At 69.7% G+C, this 25,593-nt stretch carries 27 protein-coding genes; 11 read left to right on the top strand and 16 right to left on the bottom strand.

Annotated features, from left to right (window positions below; all coding sequences use genetic code 11):
- The first annotated feature begins 121 nt into the window (after window positions 1-121).
- On the top strand, window positions 122-967 hold the full coding sequence (locus G6N51_RS00940) for an SDR family NAD(P)-dependent oxidoreductase (RefSeq protein ID WP_083174001.1): 846 nt from the start codon (window positions 122-124) through the stop codon (window positions 965-967).
- 184 nt (window positions 968-1,151) lie between these two features.
- Window positions 1,152-1,490: a hemophore-related protein gene (locus tag G6N51_RS00935; RefSeq protein ID WP_066945085.1), complete on the top strand. Its 339-nt coding sequence runs from the start codon at window positions 1,152-1,154 to the stop codon at window positions 1,488-1,490.
- A 45-nt stretch (window positions 1,491-1,535) separates the two neighbouring features.
- On the opposite strand, the gene G6N51_RS00930 is transcribed toward G6N51_RS00935, so the two are convergent.
- The 3 genes from G6N51_RS00930 to G6N51_RS00920 all read right to left on the bottom strand — a co-directional run bounded on the left by G6N51_RS00930 (window position 1,536) and on the right by G6N51_RS00920 (window position 3,815).
- Entirely contained in the window at window positions 1,536-1,997 is a 462-nt protein-coding gene (locus tag G6N51_RS00930) for a PH domain-containing protein (protein WP_083174000.1), read from the bottom strand.
- Window positions 1,994-2,476 (bottom strand): 6,7-dimethyl-8-ribityllumazine synthase, encoded by a 483-nt coding sequence (gene ribH / locus G6N51_RS00925; RefSeq protein WP_083173999.1) that lies wholly within the window; start codon window positions 2,474-2,476, stop codon window positions 1,994-1,996. The genes G6N51_RS00930 and ribH overlap by 4 nt, the downstream gene beginning before the upstream one ends.
- Before the next feature lie 61 nt (window positions 2,477-2,537).
- Window positions 2,538-3,815 (bottom strand): bifunctional 3,4-dihydroxy-2-butanone-4-phosphate synthase/GTP cyclohydrolase II, encoded by a 1,278-nt coding sequence (locus tag G6N51_RS00920; protein WP_083173998.1) that lies wholly within the window; start codon window positions 3,813-3,815, stop codon window positions 2,538-2,540.
- 290 nt (window positions 3,816-4,105) lie between these two features.
- Between G6N51_RS00920 and G6N51_RS00915 the strand changes: the two genes are divergently transcribed.
- Both G6N51_RS00915 and G6N51_RS00910 read left to right on the top strand, forming a co-directional pair.
- Window positions 4,106-4,381, top strand: coding sequence for a hypothetical protein (locus tag G6N51_RS00915; protein WP_232078146.1), 276 nt, complete (start codon window positions 4,106-4,108; stop codon window positions 4,379-4,381).
- A gap of 170 nt (window positions 4,382-4,551) precedes the next feature.
- Window positions 4,552-5,652, top strand: a complete 1,101-nt coding sequence (locus G6N51_RS00910) for a putative sugar O-methyltransferase (RefSeq protein ID WP_158086247.1) — start codon at window positions 4,552-4,554, stop codon at window positions 5,650-5,652.
- Window positions 5,653-5,680: 28 nt separating this feature from the next.
- On the opposite strand, the gene G6N51_RS00905 is transcribed toward G6N51_RS00910, so the two are convergent.
- Complete coding sequence (locus G6N51_RS00905; RefSeq protein WP_083173996.1) at window positions 5,681-6,301, bottom strand: riboflavin synthase; 621 nt, start codon at window positions 6,299-6,301, stop codon at window positions 5,681-5,683.
- 129 nt (window positions 6,302-6,430) lie between these two features.
- On the opposite strand from G6N51_RS00905, the gene G6N51_RS00900 reads away from it, so the two are divergent.
- Window positions 6,431-7,138, top strand: coding sequence for an LppX_LprAFG lipoprotein (locus G6N51_RS00900; RefSeq protein ID WP_083173995.1), 708 nt, complete (start codon window positions 6,431-6,433; stop codon window positions 7,136-7,138).
- Window positions 7,135-8,694 (top strand): MFS transporter, encoded by a 1,560-nt coding sequence (locus G6N51_RS00895; protein ID WP_083173994.1) that lies wholly within the window; start codon window positions 7,135-7,137, stop codon window positions 8,692-8,694. The genes G6N51_RS00900 and G6N51_RS00895 overlap by 4 nt, the downstream gene beginning before the upstream one ends.
- A gap of 6 nt (window positions 8,695-8,700) precedes the next feature.
- Here G6N51_RS00895 and ribD read toward each other — a convergent pair whose 3' ends face one another.
- The 4 genes from ribD to fmt form a co-directional block, all read right to left on the bottom strand.
- Window positions 8,701-9,723: a bifunctional diaminohydroxyphosphoribosylaminopyrimidine deaminase/5-amino-6-(5-phosphoribosylamino)uracil reductase RibD gene (gene ribD, locus G6N51_RS00890; RefSeq protein ID WP_083173993.1), complete on the bottom strand. Its 1,023-nt coding sequence runs from the start codon at window positions 9,721-9,723 to the stop codon at window positions 8,701-8,703.
- Window positions 9,720-10,409: a ribulose-phosphate 3-epimerase gene (rpe, locus tag G6N51_RS00885; RefSeq protein ID WP_083173992.1), complete on the bottom strand. Its 690-nt coding sequence runs from the start codon at window positions 10,407-10,409 to the stop codon at window positions 9,720-9,722. The genes ribD and rpe overlap by 4 nt, the downstream gene beginning before the upstream one ends.
- 116 nt (window positions 10,410-10,525) lie before the next feature.
- On the bottom strand, window positions 10,526-11,914 hold the full coding sequence (locus tag G6N51_RS00880) for an RsmB/NOP family class I SAM-dependent RNA methyltransferase (protein WP_083173991.1): 1,389 nt from the start codon (window positions 11,912-11,914) through the stop codon (window positions 10,526-10,528).
- The gene (fmt, locus tag G6N51_RS00875; RefSeq protein WP_083173990.1) at window positions 11,911-12,843 is read right to left on the bottom strand and encodes a methionyl-tRNA formyltransferase; all 933 of its coding nucleotides are present in this window, start codon (window positions 12,841-12,843) and stop codon (window positions 11,911-11,913) included. Before fmt ends, G6N51_RS00880 begins: the two co-directional genes overlap by 4 nt.
- A 171-nt stretch (window positions 12,844-13,014) precedes the next feature.
- On the opposite strand from fmt, the gene G6N51_RS00870 reads away from it, so the two are divergent.
- Window positions 13,015-13,827, top strand: a complete 813-nt coding sequence (locus G6N51_RS00870; RefSeq protein ID WP_083173989.1) for a class I SAM-dependent methyltransferase — start codon at window positions 13,015-13,017, stop codon at window positions 13,825-13,827.
- A gap of 4 nt (window positions 13,828-13,831) precedes the next feature.
- Here G6N51_RS00870 and G6N51_RS00865 read toward each other — a convergent pair whose 3' ends face one another.
- From G6N51_RS00865 to G6N51_RS00855, 3 genes are all read right to left on the bottom strand, one after another.
- Window positions 13,832-14,320, bottom strand: coding sequence for a MarR family winged helix-turn-helix transcriptional regulator (locus G6N51_RS00865; protein WP_083173988.1), 489 nt, complete (start codon window positions 14,318-14,320; stop codon window positions 13,832-13,834).
- 129 nt (window positions 14,321-14,449) lie between these two features.
- Window positions 14,450-16,405: a primosomal protein N' gene (locus G6N51_RS00860; RefSeq protein WP_083174014.1), complete on the bottom strand. Its 1,956-nt coding sequence runs from the start codon at window positions 16,403-16,405 to the stop codon at window positions 14,450-14,452.
- A gap of 117 nt (window positions 16,406-16,522) precedes the next feature.
- Window positions 16,523-17,257 carry a lysoplasmalogenase gene (locus G6N51_RS00855; protein ID WP_083173987.1) on the bottom strand — a complete coding sequence of 245 codons (735 nt, stop codon included), beginning with the start codon at window positions 17,255-17,257 and terminating at the stop codon, window positions 16,523-16,525.
- Between G6N51_RS00855 and G6N51_RS00850 the strand changes: the two genes are divergently transcribed.
- From G6N51_RS00850 to G6N51_RS00840, 3 genes are read left to right on the top strand one after another with little or no spacing between them, the layout of a single operon-like run.
- Window positions 17,256-18,218 carry an alpha/beta hydrolase gene (locus G6N51_RS00850; RefSeq protein ID WP_083173986.1) on the top strand — a complete coding sequence of 321 codons (963 nt, stop codon included), beginning with the start codon at window positions 17,256-17,258 and terminating at the stop codon, window positions 18,216-18,218. The two genes, G6N51_RS00855 and G6N51_RS00850, sit on opposite strands and share 2 nt — an antisense overlap.
- Window positions 18,219-18,240: 22 nt before the next feature.
- Window positions 18,241-19,206 carry an alpha/beta hydrolase gene (locus G6N51_RS00845; RefSeq protein ID WP_083173985.1) on the top strand — a complete coding sequence of 322 codons (966 nt, stop codon included), beginning with the start codon at window positions 18,241-18,243 and terminating at the stop codon, window positions 19,204-19,206.
- A 10-nt stretch (window positions 19,207-19,216) separates the two neighbouring features.
- Window positions 19,217-20,701 carry a flavin-containing monooxygenase gene (locus tag G6N51_RS00840; protein WP_083173984.1) on the top strand — a complete coding sequence of 495 codons (1,485 nt, stop codon included), beginning with the start codon at window positions 19,217-19,219 and terminating at the stop codon, window positions 20,699-20,701.
- Window positions 20,702-20,713: 12 nt separating this feature from the next.
- Here G6N51_RS00840 and metK read toward each other — a convergent pair whose 3' ends face one another.
- From metK to mihF, 5 genes are all read right to left on the bottom strand, one after another.
- Window positions 20,714-21,925, bottom strand: coding sequence for a methionine adenosyltransferase (gene metK, locus G6N51_RS00835; protein WP_083173983.1), 1,212 nt, complete (start codon window positions 21,923-21,925; stop codon window positions 20,714-20,716).
- A 98-nt stretch (window positions 21,926-22,023) separates the two neighbouring features.
- Complete coding sequence (coaBC, locus tag G6N51_RS00830) at window positions 22,024-23,262, bottom strand: bifunctional phosphopantothenoylcysteine decarboxylase/phosphopantothenate--cysteine ligase CoaBC (RefSeq protein ID WP_083173982.1); 1,239 nt, start codon at window positions 23,260-23,262, stop codon at window positions 22,024-22,026.
- Between the two features lie 13 nt (window positions 23,263-23,275).
- Complete coding sequence (rpoZ, locus tag G6N51_RS00825; RefSeq protein ID WP_083173981.1) at window positions 23,276-23,602, bottom strand: DNA-directed RNA polymerase subunit omega; 327 nt, start codon at window positions 23,600-23,602, stop codon at window positions 23,276-23,278.
- Window positions 23,603-23,657: 55 nt separating this feature from the next.
- On the bottom strand, window positions 23,658-24,317 hold the full coding sequence (gmk, locus tag G6N51_RS00820; protein WP_142275137.1) for a guanylate kinase: 660 nt from the start codon (window positions 24,315-24,317) through the stop codon (window positions 23,658-23,660).
- A gap of 49 nt (window positions 24,318-24,366) precedes the next feature.
- Window positions 24,367-24,681: an integration host factor, actinobacterial type gene (gene mihF / locus G6N51_RS00815; RefSeq protein WP_007171927.1), complete on the bottom strand. Its 315-nt coding sequence runs from the start codon at window positions 24,679-24,681 to the stop codon at window positions 24,367-24,369.
- A 468-nt stretch (window positions 24,682-25,149) separates the two neighbouring features.
- Here mihF and G6N51_RS00810 point away from each other — a divergent pair, with 468 nt between their 5' ends.
- Window positions 25,150-25,572 (top strand): TOBE domain-containing protein, encoded by a 423-nt coding sequence (locus tag G6N51_RS00810; protein WP_083173979.1) that lies wholly within the window; start codon window positions 25,150-25,152, stop codon window positions 25,570-25,572.
- The last annotated feature ends 21 nt before the right edge of the window (window positions 25,573-25,593 follow it).

Raw genomic sequence — 25,593 nt, 5'->3', positions numbered from 1 at the left:
CGGCGGCTTGTCGGGATGCGGTGGTTGGATCAGGCCGGGCGCCGCTTCCCCCGAGCGCAAGGGCTCGGCGCCCCGGCCGCAGAATCTTCGTCGACTGATCGGGAGCGATTATTCTTCTCGCATGACAGCGAGCTTGTCAGGCAGGGTCGCGCTCGTCACGGGGGGAGCGTCCGGGATCGGCGCGGCGTTGTCCGCCAAGCTGGTTGAGGGAGGCGCTGAAGTGTGGATCGCCGATCGTCAGATCGGCGCGGCACACGAGTTGGCGCAACGCCTCGACAAGGGTGGCCGAAGGGCGCACGCGATCGAGCTCGATGTGCGCAGCTACCCATCGTTCGAGCGCGCAGCCGCCGAGGCGGTGCAGCAATCCGGGCGGATCGACTACCTGTTCAACAATGCCGGCATCGGGGTCGCCGGCGAGATCGACTCGTACACCCTCGATGACTGGAACGACGTCTTCGACGTGAACCTGCGCGGTGTGGTCCATGGCATCCAAGCGGTCTACCCGATGATGATCCGGCAGCACTCCGGCCACATTGTGAACACCGCCTCGATGGCGGGCCTTGTCACCACCGCAGGCCAGGGAAGTTACACCGCCACCAAACACGCGGTCGTCGCGATCTCCAAAACGTTGCGGATCGAGGCAAAGCGCCATGGCGTGCAGGTCTCGGTGCTCTGTCCCGGGGTGATCCGGACCCCCATCCTCACTGGGGGCCAGTACGGACGCACCGCCAACATCGGCATCAGCGACGAGGAAGTCCTCGCCCTTTGGGAGCGGATGCGGCCGATGGCCCCTGAAGTGTTCGCTGAACGCGCACTCCGGGCGGTGCTGCACGGGACGGCGATCATCGTCGTGCCGGCGTGGTGGAAGGCATGGTGGTACCTCGATCGGCTCTCGCCGTCGCTGTCGATGCGATTTGCCGAAGTCGCGCTCCAGCGCGTGCGGAACGCGCAGTCCAGCCCCTCGTGATCTCCGCGTATCCGCTGGTCAGATGCGGCGGATCACGCGTCGCGCCAGACGGGCGAGATGCTCCGATATTCGAGTGAGTGTTCGATGGTTTCGGGTCGCGGCCGGTTTGGACGACTTCCGTTCCGGTTACCAGGGGTGTAGCTGGACGTTACAGTGGGTGGTAATCAATGGAGGGAGTCCACAGATGTTCAAGCGCTCGTTGACCAGGCTCGCGATCGGGGTTGGCGGTCTGGCATTGGCGTCGACCGCCGCTGCCGGGGTCGCATCAGCTGCCCCCGACTACGGCCCGATGATCAACACGACCTGCAGTTACGACCAGGCGATGCGGGCCGTGCACGCGGAAAACCCGATGGCCGCTCAGTACCTCGACCAGTCGCCGCCGAACCAGCAGTTCCTGCAGCAGTACCTGGCGTCGTCGCCGGATCAGCGCGTGAACCTGCTCCACGCCATCGAGCACAACCAGGGCGCGCAGCAGGCTTTGCCGATCTTCCAGCAGATGATGACCGACTGTAAGAACTTCTGACCCGTCCACCTGAAGGGCTATCCGTGCCGGGCACGGATAGCCCTCTCAGTGGGTACGCAGGTCGGGCCGATACCGCGCGAGCAGCGCCCGCACGGTATCCATCGCGTTGACCGCGCGCTCCTTGTCGACGGCCTGAATGGCCATCACGGGGATGTACTCGTCGTCGGGCAGGTCGAGGCGCGCCCAGCGATTGCCCGCCGGGAACGAGACCCCGGCGATGTCTTGCCATTCGATGAGCTTGTCGCCCAACAGGTTACGCACCGACATTCCGGCCGCCCCGACCCGGAGCCGCGGCCGGGCGAACAGCAGGATCACGCCCGCCAGGACCACACCGAGCAGCGCCATCGCCACCTGGTCGCTGGTGTGAAACACCACCCCGGTGGAGCCGACCTTGAGCAGAAAGCCGATCGCGACGTGCACCGCCACGATGGTGAGTGCCGCGCCGTAGACGAATATCGGTGTGCGGTGGGGACGCAACTCGACATCCCATTCCTCGCGGTCGGTCACGACCGGGCGCGCAGGTCACGCAGTGTCAGCGCGGTCTGCAGTGCCGCGCCGGTCGCCTGGGCGCCCTTGTCCTCGGCCGATTCCGGAAGGCCGGCGCGGTCCAGCGCCTGCTCCTCGGTGTCGGTGGTCAGCACCCCATTGGCCACCGGGGTGGAAGAGTCCAGCGAGACCCTGGTCAACCCCTGCGTCACGGCATCGCACACGTAGTCGAAATGCGGTGTCTGGCCGCGGATTACCACACCCAGGGCGACCACGGCGTCGTGGTTGCGGGTGAGTTCCTGCGCCACCACCGGGATCTCGATCGCGCCGATCACCCGAACCACCGTGGGGTTGTCGAGACCCGACTCGGAGGCCACCTTGCGCGCACCGGCCAAGAGCGCGTCGCAGATCTCGTTGTGCCAGGTGCTCGCGACGATGGCCAGCCGCAGACCGGATGCGTCCAGAGGTGGGAAATCCGGGACTCCCGCCGCAGGGCTCATCGGCGCCGCTCCTTCTCATCGCTTCGTTCTGCATCGTGTTCTGCGTCGCCGCCGACGCAGCTCACAGAGCACCACCGAATTCGCCGGGCAGATGGACGGATTCGTGGAAGTCGTCCAAACCCGCCAGGTCGTGGCCCATCTTGTCACGCTTGGTCATCAGGTAGCGGATGTTCTCCGCGTTGGCGCGCACCGGCAGCGGCACCCGCTCGATGATGTGCAGGCCATAGCCATCCAGCCCGACCCGCTTGGCCGGATTGTTGGTCAGCAGCCGCATCGAGCGGACCCCGAGGTCGACCAGTATCTGCGCCCCGATTCCGTAATCCCGTGCGTCGGCTGGCAATCCGAGTTTGAGGTTGGCGTCGACAGTGTCCTCGCCGGCGTCCTGCAGCTGGTAGGCCTGCAATTTGTGCATCAGGCCGATGCCGCGGCCCTCATGGCCGCGCATGTACAGCACGATGCCGCGCCCCTCTCGCGCGACCATCGCCATCGCCGCGTCGAGTTGGGGTCCGCAATCGCAGCGGCGGGAACCGAAGACGTCACCGGTCAGGCACTCGGAGTGCACGCGGACCAGCACGTCGTCGCCGTCGGCGTTCGGGCCGGCGATCTCGCCGCGCACCAGCGCCACGTGTTCGACATCCTCATAGATGCTGGCGTAACCGATGGCGCGGAATTCGCCGTGCCGGGTCGGTATGCGGGCCTCGGCGATCCGCTCGATGTGCTTCTCGTGCTTGCGCCGCCACTCGATCAGGTCGGCGATTGTGATCAGCGCGAGGTCGTGCTCGTCGGCGAAGACCCGCAGCTCGTCGGTCTGCGCCATCGAGCCCTCGTCCTTTTGGCTGACGATCTCGCAGATCGCGCCCGCGGGTTGCAATCCCGCCATGCGGGCCAGGTCGACGGCGGCCTCGGTGTGGCCGGGACGGCGCAGCACGCCGCCGTCCTTGGCGCGCAACGGAACCACATGACCGGGGCGCGTGAAGTCGTTGGCGATGCTGGCGGGATCGGCGAGCAGGCGCATGGTGGTGGCCCGATCGGAAGCCGAAATACCGGTGCCCACGCCGTTTCTCGCGTCGACGGTGACGGTGTAGGCGGTGCCGTGCTTGTCCTGGTTCACCGCGTACATGGGCAGCAGCCCCAGCCGGTCGCAGATCGCGCCGTCCAGCGGGACGCACAGGTACCCCGAGGTGTAGCGGACCATGAACGCCACCAGCTCCGGGGTCGCCTTTTCGGCGGCGAAGATCAGGTCGCCTTCGTTCTCGCGGTCCTCGTCGTCGATGACGACCACGGCCTTACCGGCCGCAATGTCGGCAACCGCCCTTTCGACGGAGTCCAACCTCGTCATCGTCGCTACCTTGCTGTCTCAGGGGTCCGCAGGAAGAGCCCAAGTCTTGCATTCAGTATGAACCACCGCGCCGGCCACGTTATTGCCACGTTGTTGCCGCGGCGTCCACGGGCACCGACGCGGCACCCGGCGATATGCCGCGTTGCGGCCATGGGCGTCCGGCGCGACGAGATCCGGCACGACGAGATTCGGCGCCGGTTGCTCCGCGGCAATAGGCCGCTTGAGCGCCCGCGGAATCCAACGCGTCGAAACGACTCCCGATCCTGCGCCAGCAATCTACGCTGAGCGGCATGAGAATCGCAGTGAGACTGGCGGTACCGGTCGTGACCTCGATAATCGCGGCTGGATCTGCAGCGGGCATCGCCTGCCCGCAACGGGCGGCGGCCGACGCGTGCGCCAATGTCGGGGGCCGGCACGTGAGCGTCGGTGGGTGCACCGATCCGGGGCGCTGGGGTAACTGGGTCCTGCCGGCCGACGCGATGACGACCCCACCACCCGACGCTCCGCCGCCGTGCTACACCCCGTCCGGCGAGCCGTACTGGACACCGCCCGGCCAGCCCTGCTGACCCGGCCCGGGGCCGCACTTCCCCGAACGCGGCCTAGCGCGGTGAGCAGCCGCTGAACGTCTTTATCGACCCCGTTCATCCCCGCACGCCACGCGGCGACGTTCGGTTCCCTGAGCATTATCGTGGGAACGCTCAAGAGCAACGGAAACCGGACGTACATGAGGAGCGGCATGGTGTTTTCCGGCTGGCCGCAGCACACTCCCGACGATGTGGCCGCGTCGCAGTTCGCCCGCGCGACACAGGAGATGCTGACGGCCCTGTCAAGTGAGGACTTTGAGCGGATCAAGGACGGTAAGCGTCCATGGCTTCTCGACTGGCGAGGGCACTCGGGTCAAGGCGTTGCTTCCGTCGATTACGCCACCCTCCGTGCGACAAATCCCGAGCTTCAAGCGCTACGCCAGCGCTATGCCGGCCTCAACAGCGGCACACCGCCCGTTTGGGCTCCCGGTTACGTCACGCCGGAGGATCTGCTCTATTTCCGAGGCGACAATTGCTACGTCTGGCAGTTCCAGGCCAACAACACGCCCGAGAAACATGCGCTGACACACTCGTATTTGAAAACCATCGACACGCTCAGTCTTCTAGACACCCTCACCGAGGACGGCGACTTCGGCGTGTTTACGTTTCCGGCATCCGACACAGACCAAGACGGGAATCAGCGGCTCGTCAGCCGCGACCTCCTCGACTCGGTCTGTGAGCTGCTGTTTCTCCAACGTACACTGCAGATCTCGCGCTGGCCGGGGTTGAAAGTGCTCGATATCGGCGCGGGATACGGCAGGCTCGCCTACCGCGCTGTAACGGCGTTTAGCAACATCGATACCTATTTCTGCATCGACGCCATCCCCGAGTCGACGTTCGTCTCCTCGTATTACCTGTCGAGAAAAGGCGCGGAACGTACACGTGTCGTGGCGTTGGACGACCAACAGGATCTCGTTCCCGGAACGATCAAACTAGCGGTCAACATCCATAGCTTCTCTGAATGCGCGGTTGAGGCCGTCGCTTACTGGGTCTCCCGGTGCGCCGAACTCAAGATCGAGTACCTTTTCATCGTTCCTAACGCTCACGAGGAGGGGCGATACGCCGTACTGCTGGACGACGGTACCGATATCAATCCGCTACTCGCACAGTATGGTTACCACCTCTGTCATGCCGAGCCGAAGTACCGGAACCCAGAGGTCCAAATATATGGAGTTTCCCCCGCGTGGTATTACCTCTTTCGCGCCGCCGAGACTAGGGACGCCCAGCCCGCCCCAGCGCCACCAAGAGCGTGAAGAGTCGAGTTCACCGCGATAGCCGGCCCTAGCGGCCGGCTTCACTCGGGTTATGCGTCATCAGCCGCTCGACGTATTTGGCGATCACGTCGACTTCGAGGTTCACCCGCGTCCCGACCGGAGCGCGGCCCAGGGTCGTCACCTCGCGGGTGGTGGGGATGAGCGATACCTCGAACCAGTCCCCCGGTCCGCCGCCGAGCCCGGACACCGTCAGCGAAATCCCGTCGACTGTGATGGAGCCCTTCTCGACGACGTAGCGGGCCACGGCCGCGGGGATCTCGATCCGCACCACTTCCCAGTGCTCGGACGGGGTCCGGGCCACCACCTGGCCGGTCCCGTCCACGTGGCCCTGCACGATGTGCCCGCCGAGCCGGCTGTTGACCGCCGCGGCGCGCTCGAGGTTGACCGGGCTACCGACCTGCAGGGCGCCCAGGTTGGACCGGTTGAGGGTTTCGGCCATCACGTCGGCGGCGAACCGGCCGTCGGGCAGCAGCTCCGCGACGGTCAGGCAGACGCCGTTGACGGCGATCGAATCGCCGTGCCCGGCATCGGAGGTCACGACCGGCCCGCGGATGGTCAGCCGCGCGGCGTCGGCGAGCACGTCGCGGCCGGTCACCTCTCCGAGTTCCTCGACGATTCCGGTGAACATGTCATCAGGTTAATCGGCCGCAGGAAAGCCCCGGCCGCGCCGGTGAGCAGTCCGAAGGGGCGGCCCCGTGCCGTCGGTGCGGGCCCGCGTCTCCCAAGCCGGTCACGGGCACCCTCTACGATGCAAGGTATGCAGACCCGCCGCCGTCTATCGGCCGTCCTCGCATCCCTGACCCTCGCCACCGCCTTGATCGCCGGCTGCTCGTCGGGCTCAAAGCAGAGCGGCGCCCCGCTACCCGACGGCACGACCTTGGTCAAGCAGTCGGCCGACGCCACCAAGAATGTGAAGAGCGTGCACCTGGTGCTGAGCATTCAGGGCAAGATCCAGGGGCTCCCCATCAAGACGCTGACCGGTGACCTCACCACGGCGCCGGCCACCGCCGCCAAGGGCAACGCCACCATCACCCTGGGCGGCTCCGACATCGACGCCAACTTCGTGGTGGTCGACGGCACCCTGTACGCCACGCTGACGCCGAACAAGTGGAGCGACTTCGGCAAGGCGTCCGACATCTACGACGTGTCGGTGCTGCTCAACCCCGACACCGGGCTGGCCAACGCGCTGGCGAACTTCACCAACGCCAAGGCCGAGGGCCGCGAGACCATCAACGGCCAGAACACCATCCGCGTCAGCGGCAACGTGTCGGCGGATGCGGTGAACAAGATCATGCCGCAGTTCAACGCGACGCAGCCGGTGCCGAGCACGGTGTGGATCCAGGAGACCGGTGACCACCAGCTCGTCCAGGCCAACATGCAGAAGAGTTCGGGCAATTCGATCCAGGTGACCCTGTCGAATTGGGGCGAGCAGGTCCAGGTCACCAAGCCCCCGGTGAGTTCATGAGTTCGCAGACCGGGCGCCGCGTCGCGATCAGCGCCGGCAGCCTCGCGGTCTTGCTGGGCGCCCTGGACGCCTATGTCGTCGTGACGATCATGCGCGACATCATGAGCGACGTTCACATCCCCATCAACCAGCTGCAGCGCATCACCTGGATCATCACGATGTACCTGCTGGGCTACATCGCCGCCATGCCGTTGCTGGGCCGGGCCTCCGACCGGTTCGGCCGCAAGCTGGTGCTGCAGGTCAGCCTGACCCTGTTCATGGTGGGTTCGGTGGTGACGGCGCTGGCCGGGCACTGGGGCGACTTCCACCTGCTGATCGGCGGCCGCACCATCCAGGGTGTGGCGAGCGGCGCGCTGCTGCCGGTCACGCTCGCCCTGGGCGCCGACCTGTGGGCTCAGCGCAACCGCGCCGGCGTGCTGGGTGGCATCGGGGCCGCGCAGGAGCTGGGCAGCGTGCTGGGCCCGCTGTACGGAATCTTCATCGTGTACCTGTTCCACGACTGGCGCTACGTGTTCTGGATCAACGTCCCACTGACCTTGATCGCGATGGTGATGATCCAGTTCAGCCTGCCGTCGCACGAGCGTGTGGAGGAGCCCGAACGGGTCGACCTCGTCGGTGGGGTGCTGCTCGCGGTCGCCCTGGGCCTGGCCGTCATCGGTCTGTACAACCCCCAGCCCGACGGCAAACAGATCCTGCCGAGCTACGGGCTGCCGCTGGTCATCGGCGCGGTCGTCGTCGCGGTGCTGTTCATGCTGTGGGAACGGTTCTCGCGCACCCGGCTGATCGAGCCGGCGGGGGTGCACTTCCGCCCGTTCCTGGCCGCGCTGGGCGCATCGCTGGCCGCGGGTGCGGCGCTGATGGTCACCCTGGTGGACGTGGAGCTGTTCGGCCAGGGCGTGCTGCAGATGGACCAGACCCAGGCCGCCGGGCTGCTGCTGTGGTTCCTGATCGCGCTGCCGATCGGGGCGGTGCTGGGCGGCTGGATCGCCACCCGCGTGGGCGACCGGGTGATGACCTTCCTCGGGCTGCTGATCGCCGCCTACGGCTACTGGCTGATCCACTACTGGCGCCAAGACGTGCTGAGCCAGAAGCACGACATTTTCGGCGTTTTCAGCGTCCCCGTGTTGCACGCCGACCTTCTGGTCGCCGGTGTGGGCCTCGGCCTGGTGATCGGGCCGCTGACCTCCGCGGCCCTTCGGGTGGTTCCCGCGGCGCAGCACGGCATCGCCTCCGCGGCGGTGGTGGTGGCCCGCATGACCGGCATGCTCATCGGTGTGGCCGCGCTGAGCGCGTGGGGACTGTACCGGTTCAACCAGATCGTGGCGGGGCTGACGGCGGCGATACCCCCCAACGCCTCCCTGCTGGAGCGGATCGCCGCCCAGGGGACGATGTACCTCAAGGCGTTCGCCATGATGTACGGCGACATTTTCAGTGCCACCGTGGTCATCTGCATCGTGGGAGCGCTGCTGGGCCTGCTGATCGGCGGCCGCAAGGAACACGCCGAGGAACCGGAGATTCCCGAGCCGCAGACCGTCGCGCTCGGGGAGCAGCGCTAGGCGCTGCTACTCGCGGCGCGGCACCAGGCTGAGCAGCAGATCCGGCCCGACCCGGCCGATGCCGTCGAAGTGCCAGCGCAACGCCCGCGCGATGGTGGGCACCCCGACGTCGTCGACCGCGGAGACCGGACCGCCCAGCAGCATCGGCGCGATGTAGGCCAGGATGCGATTGACCGCCCCCGCCCGCAGGAAGGCGCCGGCGAGGGTGGGACCGCCCTCCAGCAGGACGTCGGTGCGGTCCGACAGCGCCTTGATCACCTCCATCGGGTCGTGCGTGCGAATCACCATGGTCCGCGAATCGTCGTTGAGAACCTTTGCCTCCGGCGGTATTTCGCGCATGCCCACCACCACGCGCAACGGTTGCCGGTCGGCCAGCGAGCCGTCGGGCAACCGGGCGGTCAACGCGGGATCGTCGGCCAGCACGGTGCCGGTGCCGACCACGATCGCGTCGGCGGCACCGCGCCGCCGGTGCAGGTCCAGCCGCGAGGCCTCGCTGGAAATCCATTGGCTGGTGCCATCGGCGGCCGCGCTGCGGCCGTCGACGCTGCTGGCGTATTTCCAGGTCAGGTGCGGCAGCCCGGTCCGCTGCTTGTGCAGCCACTCCCGCAACGGCCCACCGGCCACTTCGTCGGCGAGCACCCCGGACGTCACCCGCACGCCCGCCTCGGTCAGCCGCGCCGCGCCGCCGGCGGCCGCCGGGTTCGGATCGGCGACGCCGTAGACGACGGCCCCCACCTTCGCGTCCAGCAGGGCGTTCACGCACGGCGGGGTTTTGCCGTAGTGGTTGCACGGCTCCAGCGTGACCACCGCCGTCCCGCCGACCGCCAGCTCGCCGGCCCGCCGCAGCGCCAACACCTCGGCGTGATCCCCACCGGCCGGTTCGGTGCCGCCGACGCCGACGACCACGCCGTCGGCGTCCAGGATGACCGCGCCCACGGGCGGATTCGGATATGTGGTGCCCTTGACCTGGTTGGACTGGTCGATCGCCAGGCGCATGGCCGCGTCGAGGCCGTCGGCGGGCCGACTCATTGGCGCAGGTGCGGCGACGCGGCGGCGGCCTGCCTGCGCAGCGCCGCCACGGCGGCCTCCGGGTCCTGGGCGCCATAGACGGCCGAGCCGGCGACGAAGCAGTCGACGCCGGCCTCGGCGGCCTGCTCGATGGTGTCGTCGTTGATGCCGCCGTCGATCTCCACCAGGATCGTCAGCTCCCCCGCGTCGATCAGCTTGCGCGCGGTGCGGACCTTGCTCAGCACCTCGGGGATGAAACTCTGGCCGCCGAAGCCGGGTTCGACCGACATGATGAGCAGGGTGTCGAACTGCGGGAGGATCTCCAGGTACGGCTCCAGGGGGGTTCCGGGCTTGACGCTGATCCCCGCCTTGGCGCCCGCGGCGCGGATGTCGCGGGCCACCCCGACCGGGTTGTCGGTGGCCTCGGCGTGGAAGGTGACGTTGTAGGCGCCGGCCTCGGCGTATGGCGGTGCCCAACGGTCGGGGTCCTCGATCATCAGATGGCAGTCCATCGGGATCGTGGTGGCGGCCAGCAGGCTCTCGACCACCGGCAGGCCGATGGTCAGGTTGGGCACGAAATGGTTGTCCATCACGTCGACGTGCAACCAGTCGGCGCCGCGCACCGCGGCCGCCTCGTCGGCCAGCCGCGCGAAATCAGCGGACAAGATGGACGGCGCGATCAGCGGCCTACCGGTGATGCCAGGCATGTGCGCCAGACTATCTGCGGCGCAGCGCGGCGGCGGCCCAGGCCTCAAAGTCGCCTCGCGCTACCCCGCTTCGCGGCGCAGCGCGGCGGCGGCCCCGTCCTTCGGTCGCCTTCGCGCTACCCCGCTTCGCGGCGCAGCGCGGCGGCGAACATGGCGTCGGTGCCGTGCCGGTGCGGCCACAGCTGGACATGCGGCCCGTCCCCCAGCCCGGTGACGGGCTCGAACAGCGGCCGGGTGTCCAACTCGCACACCGGGTGTCGGCGCAGCGCGTCGGCGACCACCCCGACGGTCTCGGCGAGGTGGGGCGAACAGGTCGCGTACAGCACCACACCGCCGGGTCTGGTCAATGCGATCGCGGCGCCCAGCAGCTCGCGCTGCAGCTTCGCGAGTACCGGCACGTCCGACGGCTGGCGCCGCCAGCGCGCCTCCGGCCGGCGCCGCAACGCGCCCAGACCCGTGCAGGGCGCGTCGACCAGCACCCGGTCGAAGGTCGGCTCGAGTCCGGTCTGCCGCCCGTCGACCCGCAACACCTCGACCGGGAGCCCCCGGGTGTTCTCGGCCACCAGGTCGGCGCGGCGGGTCGCCGGCTCCACCGCCGTGACGCGGGCCCCGGCTCCCACGCCCAGCGCGGCCAGCAGCGCGGTCTTGCCACCCGGTCCGGCGCACAGGTCCAGCCACTGGCCGGCGTCGTCGTCGACCGGCGCCAGCGTCAGCGCGCGGGCCACCAGCTGGCTGCCCTCGTCCTGGACCAGCGCGGCGCCGTCGCGCACCGGTGCCAGCCGCCCAGGGTCGCCGCCCGGCAGGTACACCGCATAGGGCGAATATCTGCCGACCGTGCCGCCCACGGCCTCGGCCAGCTCCGCGGCGGTCAGCACGCCGGGCCGCGCCGCCAGGTGCACCTGCGGCCGTTCGTCGTCGCTGGCCAGCACCGCGTCGAGTTCACCGGCGTCGGCTCCCAGCGCGTCGGCGAAGGCCTGCGCGATCCAGCGCGGGTGCGCGTGCACGAAGGCGGCATGACCGACCGGATCCCGCGACTTGTCGGGCGCCAGCTCCTCGACCCAGGACTTCTCGTCTCGGGCGGCGACGGCTCGCAGCACGCCGTTGACGAAACCCGCTCGAGCCGAATCGAATTCGATCCCCGCCTGCTCCACCGTGGTGGACACCGCGGCGTACGTGTCCACCCGCGTACGCAGCAACTGGTAGGCGCCCAGCCGCAGCAGGTCGAGCAGCACCGGGTCGATGGTTTCCGGGGAGCGGCCCGCGGCCGCGCCGATGACGGCGTCGAGCAGGCCCCGGGTCCGGCAGGCGCCGTAGGTCAGCTCGGTGGCGAATGCGGCATCGCGGCCGCTGATCCCGCGGTCGCGCAGCAGGGCGGGCAGCGCCAGGTTCGCGTACGCGTCACGCTCGCTGACCGCCCGCAGCACGCCGAACGCGGCGGCGCGCGCGGGATCGAGCGGCCGGCGCCGCCTGGCGCGCCCGCGGTCCGGTGGCCGGGGCGGGCTCATGTCGCGCGCGCCAGGGAGTCGAGTCGAGCGCCCCGCGCCCAGTCGACGGCATTCATGAGTTTCTTTCCGGGGGGCTGTATCTGGCCCAGGCGCACGGCTTGCGAACCCGTCCCGATCCACACGCCCTTGCGGCCGACGTGAATTGCGCCGGGCGCCAACGGTTCCGGGGCGTCCGGGTCGATGTGCACCGGCCCGAGCTTGATGCGCAGGTCGCCGATCATCGTCCAGGCGCCCGGGTTGGGCGTGACCGCGCGGATCCGCCGCTCCACGACCAGCGCCGGCAGGTCCCAGCGCACCCGGGCTTGCTCGACGGTGATCTTCGGCGCGACGCTGACGCCCTCGACGGGTTGCGGCCGGGGGGTCAGCGTCTGATCGGCGATGCCGTCCAGCGTGGTCGACAGCAGGGCCGCACCCGAAACGGCCAGGCGCTCAAGCAATTCGCCGGCGGTGTCGGTAGGCCGGATCGTCTCGGTGACGACACCGTAGATGGGGCCGGAGTCCAGGCTGGGCTCGATCCGGAACGTCGTCGCCCCGGTGATGGTGTCCCCCGCCGCGATGGCCGCCTGCACCGGCGCCGCCCCGCGCCACGCCGGAAGCAGCGAGAAGTGCAGGTTGATCCATCCGTGCGGGGGAACCGCGAGCAGGCCGTCGCGCAGCAGCGCGCCGTAGGCCACGACCGCGCAGCAGTCCGGCGCCAGCTCCGCGAGTTCGGCGACGAACTCTTGCGCGTTCGGCCGCGCCGGCCGCAGCAGCGGGATGCCCCGGTCGAGCGCCTCGCGCGCCACCGGCGAAGGCTGCGGCTTGCCGTGCCGGCCGACGGCGGCGTCGGGCCGCGTCAGCACGGCGATCACCTCATGGCGGGGCGAGTCGATGAGACGACGCAGCGCGGGCAGCGCGGGTTCGGGGGTGCCGGCGAAGACAAGACGCACCGGCCCAGTCTAGGAAGACACGGACGCCGCCCGACCGTAAGTTGCGCACGTTTACTATTTCTGATGCATACTATTGCTATTGGTCATTGTCTGATGCGGTGACCTCCCTGCCGTGCTGGTGACAACGAGGTCGAGTGGGCAGCCCTTTCCTCACCCCTTCAAGGAGGTCCGATGACCCTCGACACCACGATCAGCGACGCCACCAACCACCGCGCGGTGTGGGCGCTCGGCGACTACGCCCTGATGGCAGAGGAAGTGATGGCCCCGCTGGGCCCGGTCCTGGTCAAGGCCACCGGCCTCGGTCCGGGAGTGCGGGTGCTCGACGTCGCGGCCGGCTCGGGCAACATCTCGCTTCCCGCCGCCGCGACGGGCGCCACGGTCGTGTCCAGCGACCTGACCCCCGAGCTGCTGCAGCGATCGCGGGCCCGGGCGGCGGCACAAGGCCTGACGATCGACTACCGGGAAGCCAATGCGCACGCGCTGCCGTTCGGCGACGGCGAGTTCGACGTCGTCCTCTCCGCGATCGGCGTGCAGTTCGCGCCGGACCAGCAGCGGGCCGCCGACGAACTGGTCCGGGTCTGCCGGCCGGGCGGAACGATCGGCGTGATCAGCTGGACCCCGAACGGGTTTTTCGGCCGGATGCTCACCACGATCCGGCCCTACCGGCCCAGCCTGTCGCAGGCGGTGCCGCCGGCCGCGCTGTGGGGACGGGAGGGCTATGTCAGCGGGCTGCTCGGCGAGCGGATCGGCCGGGTGACCGCGGTGCGGGGAATGCTCGAAGTGAACCGGTTCGACAGCGCCGAAGCGGTGCACACCTACTTCAAGAACCACTACGGCCCGACGATCGAGGCGTACGCGAACATCGGCCACAACCGCGTGCTGGCCGCCGAGCTGGACGCCCAGCTCGTCGAACTCGCGCAGCAATACCTCACCAACGGGACGATGAACTGGGAGTACCTGCTGGTGACCGCCGAGAAGCGCTGACCGGCTAGAGATCGATGTCGGCGTCGATGTGCACGTCCGGCTCGCCGCCGGCGGCGGTGAACGCGGTCAGTGCCCGCACCAGCCCGTGGCGCTCGGGCGGCGGCATCTTCTCCACGATCGTCGCGATTTCGGCGCGCCGGTAGGAGGTGACCTGGCGAACGACCTCCCGCCCCCGCTTGGTCAGCGCGGCCAACAGCTCGCGCCGGGAGGTCGGGTGCGGCAGCCGGTCGATCAGCCCGGCCGCGACCAGCCGGTCGACCATCCGGCCGGTGGCCGATGGCTGCACGCCGAGCAGGCCTGCCAGCGTGGCCAGGTTGACCGGGCCCCGGTTCGACAGGATCACCAGCGTCCGGAACTGCGGAATGGTGATGGTCTCGTCCACTTGACCGATGGAGCGCGCCGAGATGGCAACCAGCAAGCGGGAAGCCGTCAGCAAAGCATCGGTGATCACATCCAGCGACTCGTCCGCCGTCGTCGCGTTGTCCGCTGCCATGTCGGCCCTTCTCCGGATCATTCCCGGCCTATCGGCGGCTAAAGAACAGGGGGTGTAACAACATTCCACTGAAGTAGTCAGGAACTATTTCCGACGCATACTATCCCCTCGAGCAGGAACTTGGCGAGGTCACCCGATGTGCAGTGGATCGATCTGCACGCGGACCGGCTCCTTGGATTGGCGGGCGGACAGCACGCTCACGCCGCGCCGCAGCGCCGCGGCCAGCGCCAGACCCTGCTCGCGGTGGGCCCGCACCAGCATTCTGGTCACCGGCACACCGGCCGGCGTTCCCGGCGGCCGACGCACGCCCGCCGGCAAATCCACCGGCCCCAGCACGTCGGCCCCCTCGGGCAACCCGGCCTCCTCGAGCAGCGCCGCCACCGCCTCGGCCGCGCCGTCCAGCGCCGCCATGTGCACGCTCGGGGGCAGGCCCAGTTCGGCCCGGGCCGCCAGATCGGCGTCGGCGTGACCCACCGGATCCCAGCGGATCAGCGATTGGACTGTCGGAATGGATGACTCGGCCACCGCCAGCACCACCCCGCCGTCGCCGCGGGCGCGCACCAACGCCGCGGCGCTCATCCAGCGCCACAGCGCGTCCTCGGCGGCGCGCAGGTCCTGCCGGCCCAACAGCGCCCAGGTGTCCAGCAACAGCGCTGCCCCGTAGCCGCCGGACGCGGCGGGCTCCGCCCCCGGAGTGGCCACCACCAGCGCCGGTGCGGCGGCGACCTCCGGCACGACGCCGTCCCCGGACGAGGTGATCACGGCGGTACCGGGAAAAGCGCGCCCGAGTTCCTCGGCGGTGCGCCGCGCCCCGACGACCACGGCGCGCACCGCGTCCGACCCGCAGCGCGCGCAGCGCCGGTTCGGGTCGATTCGCCCGCACCACCGGCAGACCAGCGCGGGGCCGCCCTCCCGCGGCGACTCGGCCAACGACAGGGGCCCGGTGCAGTGCCGGCACCTCGCGATGGCGCGGCAGCGCGCGCAGGCCAGCGACGGGACGTACCCGCGCCGCGGCACCTGCACCAGCACCGGCGCACCCGCCTGCAGCGACGAGCGGGCCGCGCGCAGCGCGATGGACGGGATTCGCGCGGTGCGCGCGGCGGGGTCGCGTTCGTCGGCGTAGCCCGTGTCGTCGAGCGCGACCACCCGCGGCGTCCGGGCGCGCACCACCGCCCGGGCGGCGACGACGTCGTGCGCCCATCCGCTGCGCACCAACGCCTGCGCTTCGGCGGTGCGGGCGTAGCCGCCGATCAGCGCCGCGCACCGCGCCTGGTGCGCGCGCAGCATCGCCACCTCGCGCGCGTGCGGGTACGGCGCCCGCGGCTCCGACAGGCTGTCGTCGGCGTCGGCCCACACCATGACCAGGCCCAGGTCGCTCAGCGGCACGAAAACCGCACTGCGAGTGCCGATCACCAGCCGCGCCTGACCGCGCAGCGCCGCCAGCCACCGCCGGTAACGGGCGGCCGGCCCCAGCCCGGCCGAGAGCGCCACCACGCCGCTCTCGTCGATGCGCGCGATCGCCGCCCGCCACAGCGTGTCCAGGTCGCGCTGGTCGGGCACGACCGCCAGCACCGCCCGCCCGGCGCGCATGGTCTGCGCGGCCGCCTCGGCGAATCGATCCGCCCACGACTCCCCCGGCAGCGCCTGCCACACGGCCCGCGCGGCCCGCGACTCGGCGAGGGCGTCGAGGAACTGGGCGCCCCTGCCGTAGGACGCCCAGGCCGCCGGGTCGACGGGTGCGGGCACCGGCATCCGGTGCGCCGTCGCCGGTTCCCGCTCCACCCGCGCATGCCGGGCCGGCACCGCCAGGCGCAGCACGTCCGGCCGGGTGCCGGCGTAGCGCGCCGCCACCGCGTCGACCAACCGGCGGATCTCGGGGGTCAGCACCGGCTCGGGCGACACGACCCGGTCCAGCCAGCCGAGCTTGCCGGGGTGGTCGGTGTCGTTGCGACGCTCCAGCACGAACGCGTCGACCAGTCGGCCGTGAAACCGCACCCGCACCCGCACCCCCGGCTGAGCGTCGTCGGACTGCTCGGCCGACACCAGGTAGTCGAACTCGCGGTCCAGGTGCGGCACCGAGAGCATGGGCAGCACCCTGGCGATGGGTTCGACCTGAACGGCCGTGTGAGCGCTGCTCGTCACGGCGTCCTCGGGCCGCGAAATATGCTGCTGCTCAATGCCTTGCCGTCCGACCCCGAACGGTCAGGTCTCGTCCGGACCTGCGGCGCCGGCGTCGGCCGGTGTCTCACGACCGAAGAAGAACCCCGCCGTCATCAGGATGAGCGCCGCGGCGTAGGACCACCAGATCGGCACGGCCAGCGCCTCGTTGCCCAGGATGAAGCGGCCGATGGCGATCAGGGAATCGGACGCCGCGAAACACACCGCGCCCACCGCCGTCCAGATGGTCGGCAGCCGCGCCACCAGGGCCGCACACACCATCGCGGTCAGCACCACGATGTAGGCCGTCACCGGAATGGCCAGCTTGTTCAGGTGCGGCCAGAACCAGGCCAGCAGCCCCGCGGTGGCCACGCACATGGCGACCACCGCGGCGATGCGCGGCTTCGACGGGCGCCTGGCCGCCAAGGGCAGCAGTGCGCCCAGGAAACACAAGTGCGCCAACAGGAATGCTGCCAGGCCCACGACGAAGGACTGCGTCCACCACGGGATCGCCAGCGCCCAGTCGCCCACGGCCGACAGCAGCAGCGCCGGCATCAGCCACCGCCGCTCGCGCACGATGGCGTGGCCCACGGCCGCGGCCGTCAGCAACAACGCCATCGACGCCTTGAACAGCGGCTGCAGCACCCAGTGCCCGGTCAACTCGGTCCCCGGCGGCGAGCCAAGCGCCAGCACCGTCAGATAAACGCCATAGCCGAGGGCCGCCCAGCCGGCCACCACCCAGCCGCCGGCCACCAGGCGAGGTGCGTACGGTACGTCCATGCCAAGCTTGGATAACACAGCCGACGAAAAACCCGCGATCGACCCCATCCTGCAGAAGGTACTGGATGCGGTTCCCTTCCGGCTATCCACCGACGACGGTGTTGACGCGGCGCGGCAGCGATTCCGTGAGCTGCCCCGCCGGCCACTGCATCCCGAGCTGCGGGTCGAGGAGCGGGCCATCCCCGGCCCGGCGGGCTCGATCGGCGTCCGGATCTATTGGCCGCCAAGCTATTCCGAGCAGACCACCTCGCCCGTCGTGCTGTATTTTCACGGCGGCGGGTTCGTCGTGGGCGACCTCGACAGCTACGACGGCACGGCTCGCCAGCACGCGGTCGGCGCCGACGCGATCGTGGTGTCCGTCGACTATCGGCTCGCGCCCGAGCACCCCTACCCCGCCGCCGTCGAAGACGCTTGGGCCGCAACGCTTTGGGCCGCGGAGCATGCTCCCGAGCTGGGCGGTGATCCGAATCGGCTGGCGGTGGCCGGGGATTCGGCGGGTGGAACCATCAGCGCCGTGACGGCACAGCGGGCCCGGGACGGCGGCACACCGCCCATCGCGTTCCAGCTGCTGTGGTATCCCTCGACGATGTGGGACGCCTCGCTGCCGTCCTTCACCGAAAACGCCGGGGCGCCGATCCTCGATGTCAAGGCCGTCGCCGAGTTCTCCCGTTGGTACGCGGGCGAAGTCGACTTGTCCGCCCCGCCCCCGGGCATGGCGCCGGGGCGGGCCCCGGACGTGTCCAACCTGCCGCCCGCCTACATCGCCGTCGCGGGCTATGACCCCCTGCGCGACGACGGCATCCGCTACGGCGAGCGGCTGGCCGCCGCCGGCGTGGCCGTCGAGGTGCACAACGCCGAGACGCTGGTGCACGGCTACCTCGGTTACGGCGGCGTGGTGCCCGCGGCCACGGCCGCGATGGAACGCGGCCTGGCGGCCCTGAGAAGCGGTCTGCGCGGGTGAATCCGGGGCGTACGGTGAATTCATGACGGAGCCCTCATTCGCCCGACCGGGCATCGATCCGACGTTCAAGGCGCTGCTCGACGCCTTTCCGATGACCTTCAGCGCGGCCGACGGCGTGGAGGTCGCACGCAAGCGGCTACGGCTGCTCCAGGTGCCGCCCGAAATGCTGCCGGACCTGCGGCTCGAGGACCGCACGATCGGTCACGGGGAGATTGCCGACGTTCCGGTGCGCATCTACTGGCCGCCCCTGGAGCCTGAGGAGGCGCTGCCCGTCGTCGTCTTCTACCACGGCGGCGGATTCTGCCTCGGCGGTGTGGACACCCACGACCCCCTCGCCCGCGCCCACGCCGTCGGCGCCGAGGCCATCGTGGTGTCCGTCGACTACCGACTGGCCCCCGAGCATCCGTTCCCGGCCGCGGTCGAGGACGCCTGGGCGGCGTTGCAGTGGGTCGCCGCGCACGCCGACGAGCTTGGCGGCGACCCCGGCCGCATCGCCGTCGCGGGCGACTCGGCCGGCGGCAACCTGGCCGCCGTGATGGCGCACCTGGCCACCGAGAACGACGGGCCGGCCCTCAGCTTCCAGCTGTTGTGGTACCCGGTTGTCACCGCCGATCTGTCGCTGCCGTCTCACACCGAGAACGCCAACGCGCCCATCCTGGACCGCGAGGTGATCGACGCCTTCCTGTCCTGGTACCTGCCCGACATCGACATTAGCGACCCCGCGGCGCTGCCCGTCACGCTGGCCCCGGCGAACGCGGCGGACCTGGCCGGGTTGCCGCCCGCCTACATCGCGACCGCCGAGCACGACCCGCTGCGCGACGACGGGGCCCGCTACGCCGAACTGCTGGATGCCGCCGGCGTGCCCACGGAGCTGAGCAACGAGCCCAACCTGGTGCACGGCTACGCCAGCTTCGCGTTGGTCATCCCCGCGGCCGGCGATGCCACCGACCGCGGGCTGGCCGCGCTGAAGAAGGCGCTGCACCCGTAGGCGGGCACCGATGAGCAGCACTCCCGACTATCAGACGCTGATCGTGGGCGCCGGCTTCTCCGGGATCGGCGCCGCCATCAAGCTCGACGACGCCGGACTGCCCGACTATCTCGTCGTCGAGGCGGGCGACGGGGTGGGCGGGACATGGCACTGGAACACCTATCCCGGTATCGCCGTGGACATCCCGTCGTTCTCCTACCAGTTCTCCTTCGAGCAGAGCCCGGACTGGTCGCGGACGTACGCGCGGGGGCGCGAGCTCAAGGCGTACGCCGAACACTGCGTCGACAAGTACGGCCTGCGATCGCGGATCCGGTTGAACACCAAGGTGCAGTCGGCCGAGTTCGACGACGAGCATGGCATGTGGCGGGTGCAGACCGATCCCGGGGGCACGGTCACCGCCCGGTTTCTGATCAGCGCCTGCGGTGTCCTCACCGTCCCGAACCTGCCCGACATCGACGGCGTGGACACCTTCGGCGGCGTCACGATGCACACCGCGCGCTGGGACCACGACCAGGACCTGACCGGCAAGCGCGTCGCGATCATCGGCACCGGCGCCTCGGCCGTCCAAGTCATCCCCGAAATCGCCCCGATCGTCAAGCAACTCACCGTCTTTCAGCGGACGCCGATCTGGTGCTTCCCCAAGCTCGACGTCGCGTTGCCCGCGCCGGCCCGGTGGGCCATGCGGGTTCCCGGCGGCAAGGTCGTGCAGCGGCTACTCAGCCAGGCCTTCGTCGAAGTCACCTTCCCGATCTCCGCGCACTACTTCACGGTCGTGCCGCTGGCCAAACGGATGGAGTCGGCCGGGCTGGCCTATCTGCGCAAGCAGGTGCACGACCCGGCGGTGCGCGACCAGCTCACCCCGCGCTACGCGGTCGGCTGCAAACGGCCCGGTTTTCACAACGAGTACCTGGCCACGTTCAACCGCGACAACGTGCGGCTGGTCACCGAGCCGATCGACAAGATCACGCCCACTTCGGTGGCCACCACCGACGGCGAAAGCCATGAGATAGACGTGCTGATTCTGGCAACCGGCTTCAAGGTGATGGACCCCGACGACGTCCCGACGTTCGCGGTCGCCGGAAGCGGCGGCAAATCCTTGAGCCGGTTCTGGGACGAGCACCGGCTGCAGGCCTACGAGGGCGTCAGCGTTCCCGGTTTTCCCAACCTGTTCAACGTATTCGGCCCGTACGGCTACGTCGGCTCGTCGTATTTCGCGCTCATCGAGACGCAGACCCACCACATCGTGCGGTGCCTGAAACGCGCCCAGCGCGACGGGGCGACGCGCGTGGAGGTCACCGAGGAGGCCAACGACCGCTACTTCGCCGAGATGATGCGCCGGCGGCACCGGCAGATCTTCTGGCAGGACAGTTGCCGGCTCGCCAATAGCTACTACTTCGACAAGAACGGCGACGTGCCCCTGCGCCCCACTACCACGGTGGAGGCCTACTGGCGCAGCCGGCGGTTCGACCTCGACGACTACCGATTCACCGGCTGACGCCGGTGCGCGCTAGACGGCGCGCTTGAGCTCGTCGACCTTGTTGAGCTGCTCCCAGGGCAGCTCGATGTCGGTGCGGCCGAAATGGCCGTACGCGGCGGTCTGCGCGTAGATCGGACGCAGCAGGTCCAGGTCGCGGATGATCGCGCCGGGCCGCAGGTCGAACACCTCGGGGACGATCTTCTCGATCTTGACCGGGTCGACCGTGGCGGTGCCGAACGTCTCCACGAACAGGCCGACGGGGGCGGCCTTGCCGATCGCGTAGGCCACCTGCACCTCGACCCGCTCCGCCAGCCCGGCGGCGACGATGTTCTTGGCCACCCAGCGCATCGCGTACGCGGCCGACCGGTCGACCTTGGACGGATCCTTGCCGGAGAAGGCGCCGCCGCCGTGGCGGGCCCAGCCGCCGTAGGTGTCGACGATGATCTTGCGGCCGGTCAGGCCCGCGTCGCCCATCGGGCCGCCGACGACGAACTTGCCGGTCGGGTTGATCAGCAGTCGCGTCGAGGAGGTGTCCAGCGTGTTGTGCGCCAGGTCGTCGAGCACGGTGTTGAGCACCTTTTCCCGGATGTCGGGGGTCAGGGTGTTCTCCAGGTCGATGTGGGCCGCGTGCTGGGTCGAGATCACCACGGTGTCCAGCCGGACCGGCACGTTGTCTTCGTATTCGATGGTGACCTGCGTCTTGCCGTCGGGACGCAGATACGGCAGCACGCCGTTCTTGCGCACCTCGGTCAGCCGCCGCGACAGCCGGTGGGCCAGCGCGATGGGCAGCGGCATCAGCTCGGGGGTGTCGCTGATCGCGTAGCCGAACATCAGGCCCTGGTCGCCGGCGCCCTGGGAGTCCAGCGGGTCGGCCGCGCCCTCGACCCGGGTCTCGTGGGCGGTGTCGACACCCTGGGCGATGTCGGGCGACTGGGCGCCGATGCCGATGTTCACCCCGCACGACGCGCCGTCGAAGCCCTTGTCCGACGAGTCGTAGCCGATGTCGAGGATGCGCGCGCGGACGGTGTTGGTGATGTCGGCGAACGCCTCCTTGGCCGTCGTCGTCACCTCGCCGACGACGTGCACCTGGCCGGTCGTGACCAGCGTCTCGACCGCGACACGTGAGCGGGGATCCTGCGCCAGCAGGGCGTCGAGGACCGAGTCGCTGATCGCGTCACAGATCTTGTCGGGATGTCCCTCAGTCACCGACTCACTGGTAAACAGGCGACCATTTTCGCTCACAATCTCAACCCTTCCAACTAATTAGTTAACCGAATTATATCGGCAGGCGGCGGGCCGGCCAGCACCCGGCCTGGCGCCGCAGGAAAACCGAAACCGTACTACCCGCCGCCGTGCAGGAATGCGGCGATCGCATCCACGATACGACTGGCCATCAGCGTCTTGGAACCGTGCTGCAGCGCGGACTCGGTGCCGTCGGACGCAAGCAGCCACCCGTCGTTGCTGTCCACCTCGAACGCCCTGCCGTCACCGACCGCGTTGACCACCAACAGGTCACAGCCCTTGCGGCGCAGCTTGGCTCGCGCGTGAAAGAGCACATCGCCGTTGGCGTCACCGGTTTCCGCGGCGAACCCGACGATGGCCCGCATGTTGGGCAGCTCGCCGTGGGCGCGCGCCCGCACCGCGCCGGCCAGCACGTCGTCGTTGCGCACCAGCTCGATCGTCGGCGGGCCTGCGTCGCCCTTTTTGATCTTGGCGGCGGAAACCTGCGCGGGCCGGAAGTCGGCGACGGCCGCCGCCATCACCAGCACGTCGACCGCGGGGGCGTGCTTGGCCACCGCGTCGCCAAGCTGCTCGGCGGAGCTGACGTGGACCACCTCGACGCCGGCGGGGTCGATCAGTCCGGCGGTGTGCCCGGCGATCAGCGTGACCTCGGCACCGCGCTGGGCGGCGACGCGGGCCACCGCGTAGCCCTGCTTGCCCGAGCTGCGGTTGCCGATGAAGCGCACCGGGTCGATCGGTTCGCGGGTGCCGCCGGCGGTCACCAGGACCTTGCAACCGGCGAGGTCGTAGGGAAGGGCGTCGTGGCGCTCCAGCAGCAGCTCGGCCAGGGTGGTGATCTCCTCGGCCTCGGGCAGCCGGCCCGACCCGCTGTCGCTGCCGGTGAGCCGGCCGGACGCCGGTTCGAGCACCACCGCCCCGCGGCGCCGCAGCGTCGCCACGTTGTCGACGGTGGCCGGGTGCAACCACATCTCGGTGTGCATCGCCGGCGCGAACAGCACGGGACACCGTGCCGTGAGCAGGGTCGCGGTCAGCAGGTCGTCGGCGCGGCCGTGCACCGCGCGGGCCAGCAGGTCCGCGGTGGCCGGCGCCACCAGCACCAGGTCGGCCTTCTGGCCGAGCTGGACGTGCGGCACGTCCGGGACGTTCTCGAAGACCCCGGTGTGCACCGGCTGGCCGGACAGCGCCTCGAAGGTGGCGGCCCCGACGAACCGCAGCGCGGATTCCGTGGGAATGACCCGGACCAGATGACCGGCCTCGGAGAGCTGGCGCACGACCGTGCACGCCTTGTAGGCGGCGATGCCACCGGAGACGCCGACGACGATCCGTTTACGGTCCACCGGCGCTGCCTGTTTACTCGCCCTCGGTGTGCTCGAGCAGGTCGGCGTGAATTTCGCGCAGCGCGATCGACAGCGGCTTCTCCTGAAGGCCCGGCTCGACCAGCGGCCCGACGTATTCGAGGATGCCCTCGCCGAGCTGGTTGTAGTAGTCGTTGATCTGACGGGCCCGCTTGGCCGCGTAGATCACCAGGGCGTACTTGCTCGACACGCGGTCCAGCAGTTCATCGATGGGCGGGTTGGTGATGCCCAGCGGTGTGTCGTAGACGCGCTGGCCCCCGGCCGACGGGTCGAAGCGGTCGGGGACGGCGGCCAATGCCGCGTCGGACTGCGGAATAGTCACTTAGGTCAATCTCCTTGGCGGATCAGAGCGGCTGGCACCGCCGGCGATTCGAAGCTCAATCTCGATCGGATCTGGTCTGGCCCGGCGGGTCATGCGGAGCCGGCGCAGTATTCACCAGCAAGGATACCAATTCCGCGCACGCGGACTCCAATTGACTGTTGACCACGACCTCGTCGAAGTCGTCCTGGGCCGCCATCTCGACGCGGGCGGTCTCGAGGCGACGCCGCATCGCCTCCGGTGTTTCGGTGCCGCGGCCGACGAGTCTGGCCTCCAGGTCCTGCCAACTGGGCGGCGCCAGGAACACCGTGATGGCCTCGGGCATCGCCTTCTTGACCGCCCTGGCGCCGGCGAGGTCGACCTCGATGAGGACCGGGGTGCCGGCCGCCGCGGCGGTCCGGACCGGCTCGGCCAGCGTGCCCGAGCGGTGCAGTCCACCGTGGATCTCGGCCCATTCCAGCAGCGCGCCGTCGTCGATGAGCTCTTGGAAGCGGGCGGGGCTGACGAAGTGGTAGTCGACACCGTCGACCTCGCCCGGCCGCGGCGATCGCGTCGTGGCCGAGACGGAAAAATGCAGGTCCGGAATCCGCTCGCGCAGGCACCGGACCACCGTCGACTTGCCGACCGCGGAGGGACCGGACAGCACGACCACGCGCCCCTTACCTGGTGGTGCGGGACGCGTCCCGTGCTCGACGTCCGGTCCCCCGCCGGCGCTCACAGGCGCTCCTGGGCCGGTGCGCCCACAGGGCGGGTTGGCCGAGGCCGGGTTAGGAGCCGAACTTTTCCAGCAGGGCCTTGCGCTGACGATCGCCGAGGCCGCGCAGGCGGCGGGTGGGGGCGATCTCCAGCTCGGTCATGATTTCCTGCGCTTTGACCTTGCCCACCTTGGGCAACGCCTCAAGCAGCGCGGAAACCTTCATCTTGCCCAGGACTTCGTCGGTCTCGGCGTCCTTGAGCACCTGGGTGAGGTTGGTGCCGCCGCGCTTCAGCCGGTCCTTGAGCTCTGCTCGCGCTCGACGTGCGGCAGCCGCCTTCTCCAACGCGGCCGCGCGCTGCTCGTCGGTCAACTGGGGAAGGGCCACGATTCCTCCGTATCTGATCAATCACTGACAATCGATCTCTTTTTTTGTCTCTGCCGGGTACTTCAGCCAGCGGAGACGACCGTACTCAGGCCTCCTGACGAAATCTAACCCGACCCCCTGGTTAAGGGGACAAACTCCCAGCATGAGCCCGGCGTGCGGCCCGAAAAAGGGGGTCGCCGGGCGCCGCCGGCGCCGGCCGCGTCCGGCGGCGCGGCGACGTTCCAGCCGCGCCGGCGGGTGGGCATTTCAGTGTCCTGAGCTGCGGTTTTGGGGATTCGGGCCGGTGTCGGGGCGCCGCGGGCACCACGACGAAGCCCGGCGGCGGCGGGCCGAAACGCGTCGTGCCGGGCATCACGCATTTTCCGTCGCGTGTCGCGCGTGTCGCGCCGCGCCGCCCGGCCGTGGCCGCGATCGGGCGCGAATTGCGCTACGACGTCCGGCCAACACTCGCCGGGTTACCATCGAACGGTGTCCAACCTGCGGATCCGTCAGGCCGCTGAGCTGCTCGGAGTCAGCGACGACACCGTCCGGCGTTGGATCAACCAGGGATCGTTGGCGGTCGGTCACGACGCCGCCGGCCGCAAGGTCATCGCCAGCGAGGACCTGGCCCGGTTTTCCCGGACCAACGCGCCCGCCCCGCCGCCGGACCCGCTCAGCATCGGCAGCTCGGCCCGCAACCGCTTCGTCGGGCTGGTCACCAAGGTCACCAGCGACAAGGTGATGACCCAGGTGGAGATGCAGTGCGGCCCGTTCACCGTGGTGTCCCTGATGAGCACCGAGGCCGCCGAGGAGCTGCAGTTGCGGCCCGGCAGCGTCGCCGTGGCCGTCGTCAAGGCCACCACCGTGATCGTGGAGACCGCCCGGCCCAGGACGGCGCTCACGTCGGACTGACGCCCTGGGGCCCCCGGGGGG

Source organism: Mycobacterium paraseoulense (genome assembly GCF_010731655.1).
GTDB lineage: Bacteria > Actinomycetota > Actinomycetes > Mycobacteriales > Mycobacteriaceae > Mycobacterium > Mycobacterium paraseoulense.
Note: the sequence above shows the minus strand (reverse complement) of the source record. Positions and strands in the feature narration are given on the sequence as shown.

Coding starts and splice junctions, on each gene's coding strand:
- G6N51_RS00850 (WP_083173986.1), top strand. CDS start 17,256: ATGCCAAGCTTGGATAACACAGCCGACGAAAAACCCGCGATCGACCCC.
- G6N51_RS00880 (WP_083173991.1), bottom strand. CDS start 11,914: ATGAGCCCGCCCCGGCCACCGGACCGCGGGCGCGCCAGGCGGCGCCGG.
- ribH (WP_083173999.1), bottom strand. CDS start 2,476: ATGAGCCCTGCGGCGGGAGTCCCGGATTTCCCACCTCTGGACGCATCC.
- G6N51_RS00935 (WP_066945085.1), top strand. CDS start 1,152: ATGTTCAAGCGCTCGTTGACCAGGCTCGCGATCGGGGTTGGCGGTCTG.
- G6N51_RS00940 (WP_083174001.1), top strand. CDS start 122: ATGACAGCGAGCTTGTCAGGCAGGGTCGCGCTCGTCACGGGGGGAGCG.
- G6N51_RS00895 (WP_083173994.1), top strand. CDS start 7,135: ATGAGTTCGCAGACCGGGCGCCGCGTCGCGATCAGCGCCGGCAGCCTC.
- rpe (WP_083173992.1), bottom strand. CDS start 10,409: ATGCCTGGCATCACCGGTAGGCCGCTGATCGCGCCGTCCATCTTGTCC.
- G6N51_RS00905 (WP_083173996.1), bottom strand. CDS start 6,301: ATGTTCACCGGAATCGTCGAGGAACTCGGAGAGGTGACCGGCCGCGAC.
- ribD (WP_083173993.1), bottom strand. CDS start 9,723: ATGAGTCGGCCCGCCGACGGCCTCGACGCGGCCATGCGCCTGGCGATC.
- G6N51_RS00840 (WP_083173984.1), top strand. CDS start 19,217: ATGAGCAGCACTCCCGACTATCAGACGCTGATCGTGGGCGCCGGCTTC.
- G6N51_RS00845 (WP_083173985.1), top strand. CDS start 18,241: ATGACGGAGCCCTCATTCGCCCGACCGGGCATCGATCCGACGTTCAAG.
- G6N51_RS00865 (WP_083173988.1), bottom strand. CDS start 14,320: ATGGCAGCGGACAACGCGACGACGGCGGACGAGTCGCTGGATGTGATC.
- G6N51_RS00860 (WP_083174014.1), bottom strand. CDS start 16,405: ATGCTCTCGGTGCCGCACCTGGACCGCGAGTTCGACTACCTGGTGTCG.
- G6N51_RS00870 (WP_083173989.1), top strand. CDS start 13,015: ATGACCCTCGACACCACGATCAGCGACGCCACCAACCACCGCGCGGTG.
- G6N51_RS00915 (WP_232078146.1), top strand. CDS start 4,106: ATGAGAATCGCAGTGAGACTGGCGGTACCGGTCGTGACCTCGATAATC.
- G6N51_RS00910 (WP_158086247.1), top strand. CDS start 4,552: ATGGTGTTTTCCGGCTGGCCGCAGCACACTCCCGACGATGTGGCCGCG.
- G6N51_RS00900 (WP_083173995.1), top strand. CDS start 6,431: ATGCAGACCCGCCGCCGTCTATCGGCCGTCCTCGCATCCCTGACCCTC.
- G6N51_RS00855 (WP_083173987.1), bottom strand. CDS start 17,257: ATGGACGTACCGTACGCACCTCGCCTGGTGGCCGGCGGCTGGGTGGTG.
- G6N51_RS00920 (WP_083173998.1), bottom strand. CDS start 3,815: ATGACGAGGTTGGACTCCGTCGAAAGGGCGGTTGCCGACATTGCGGCC.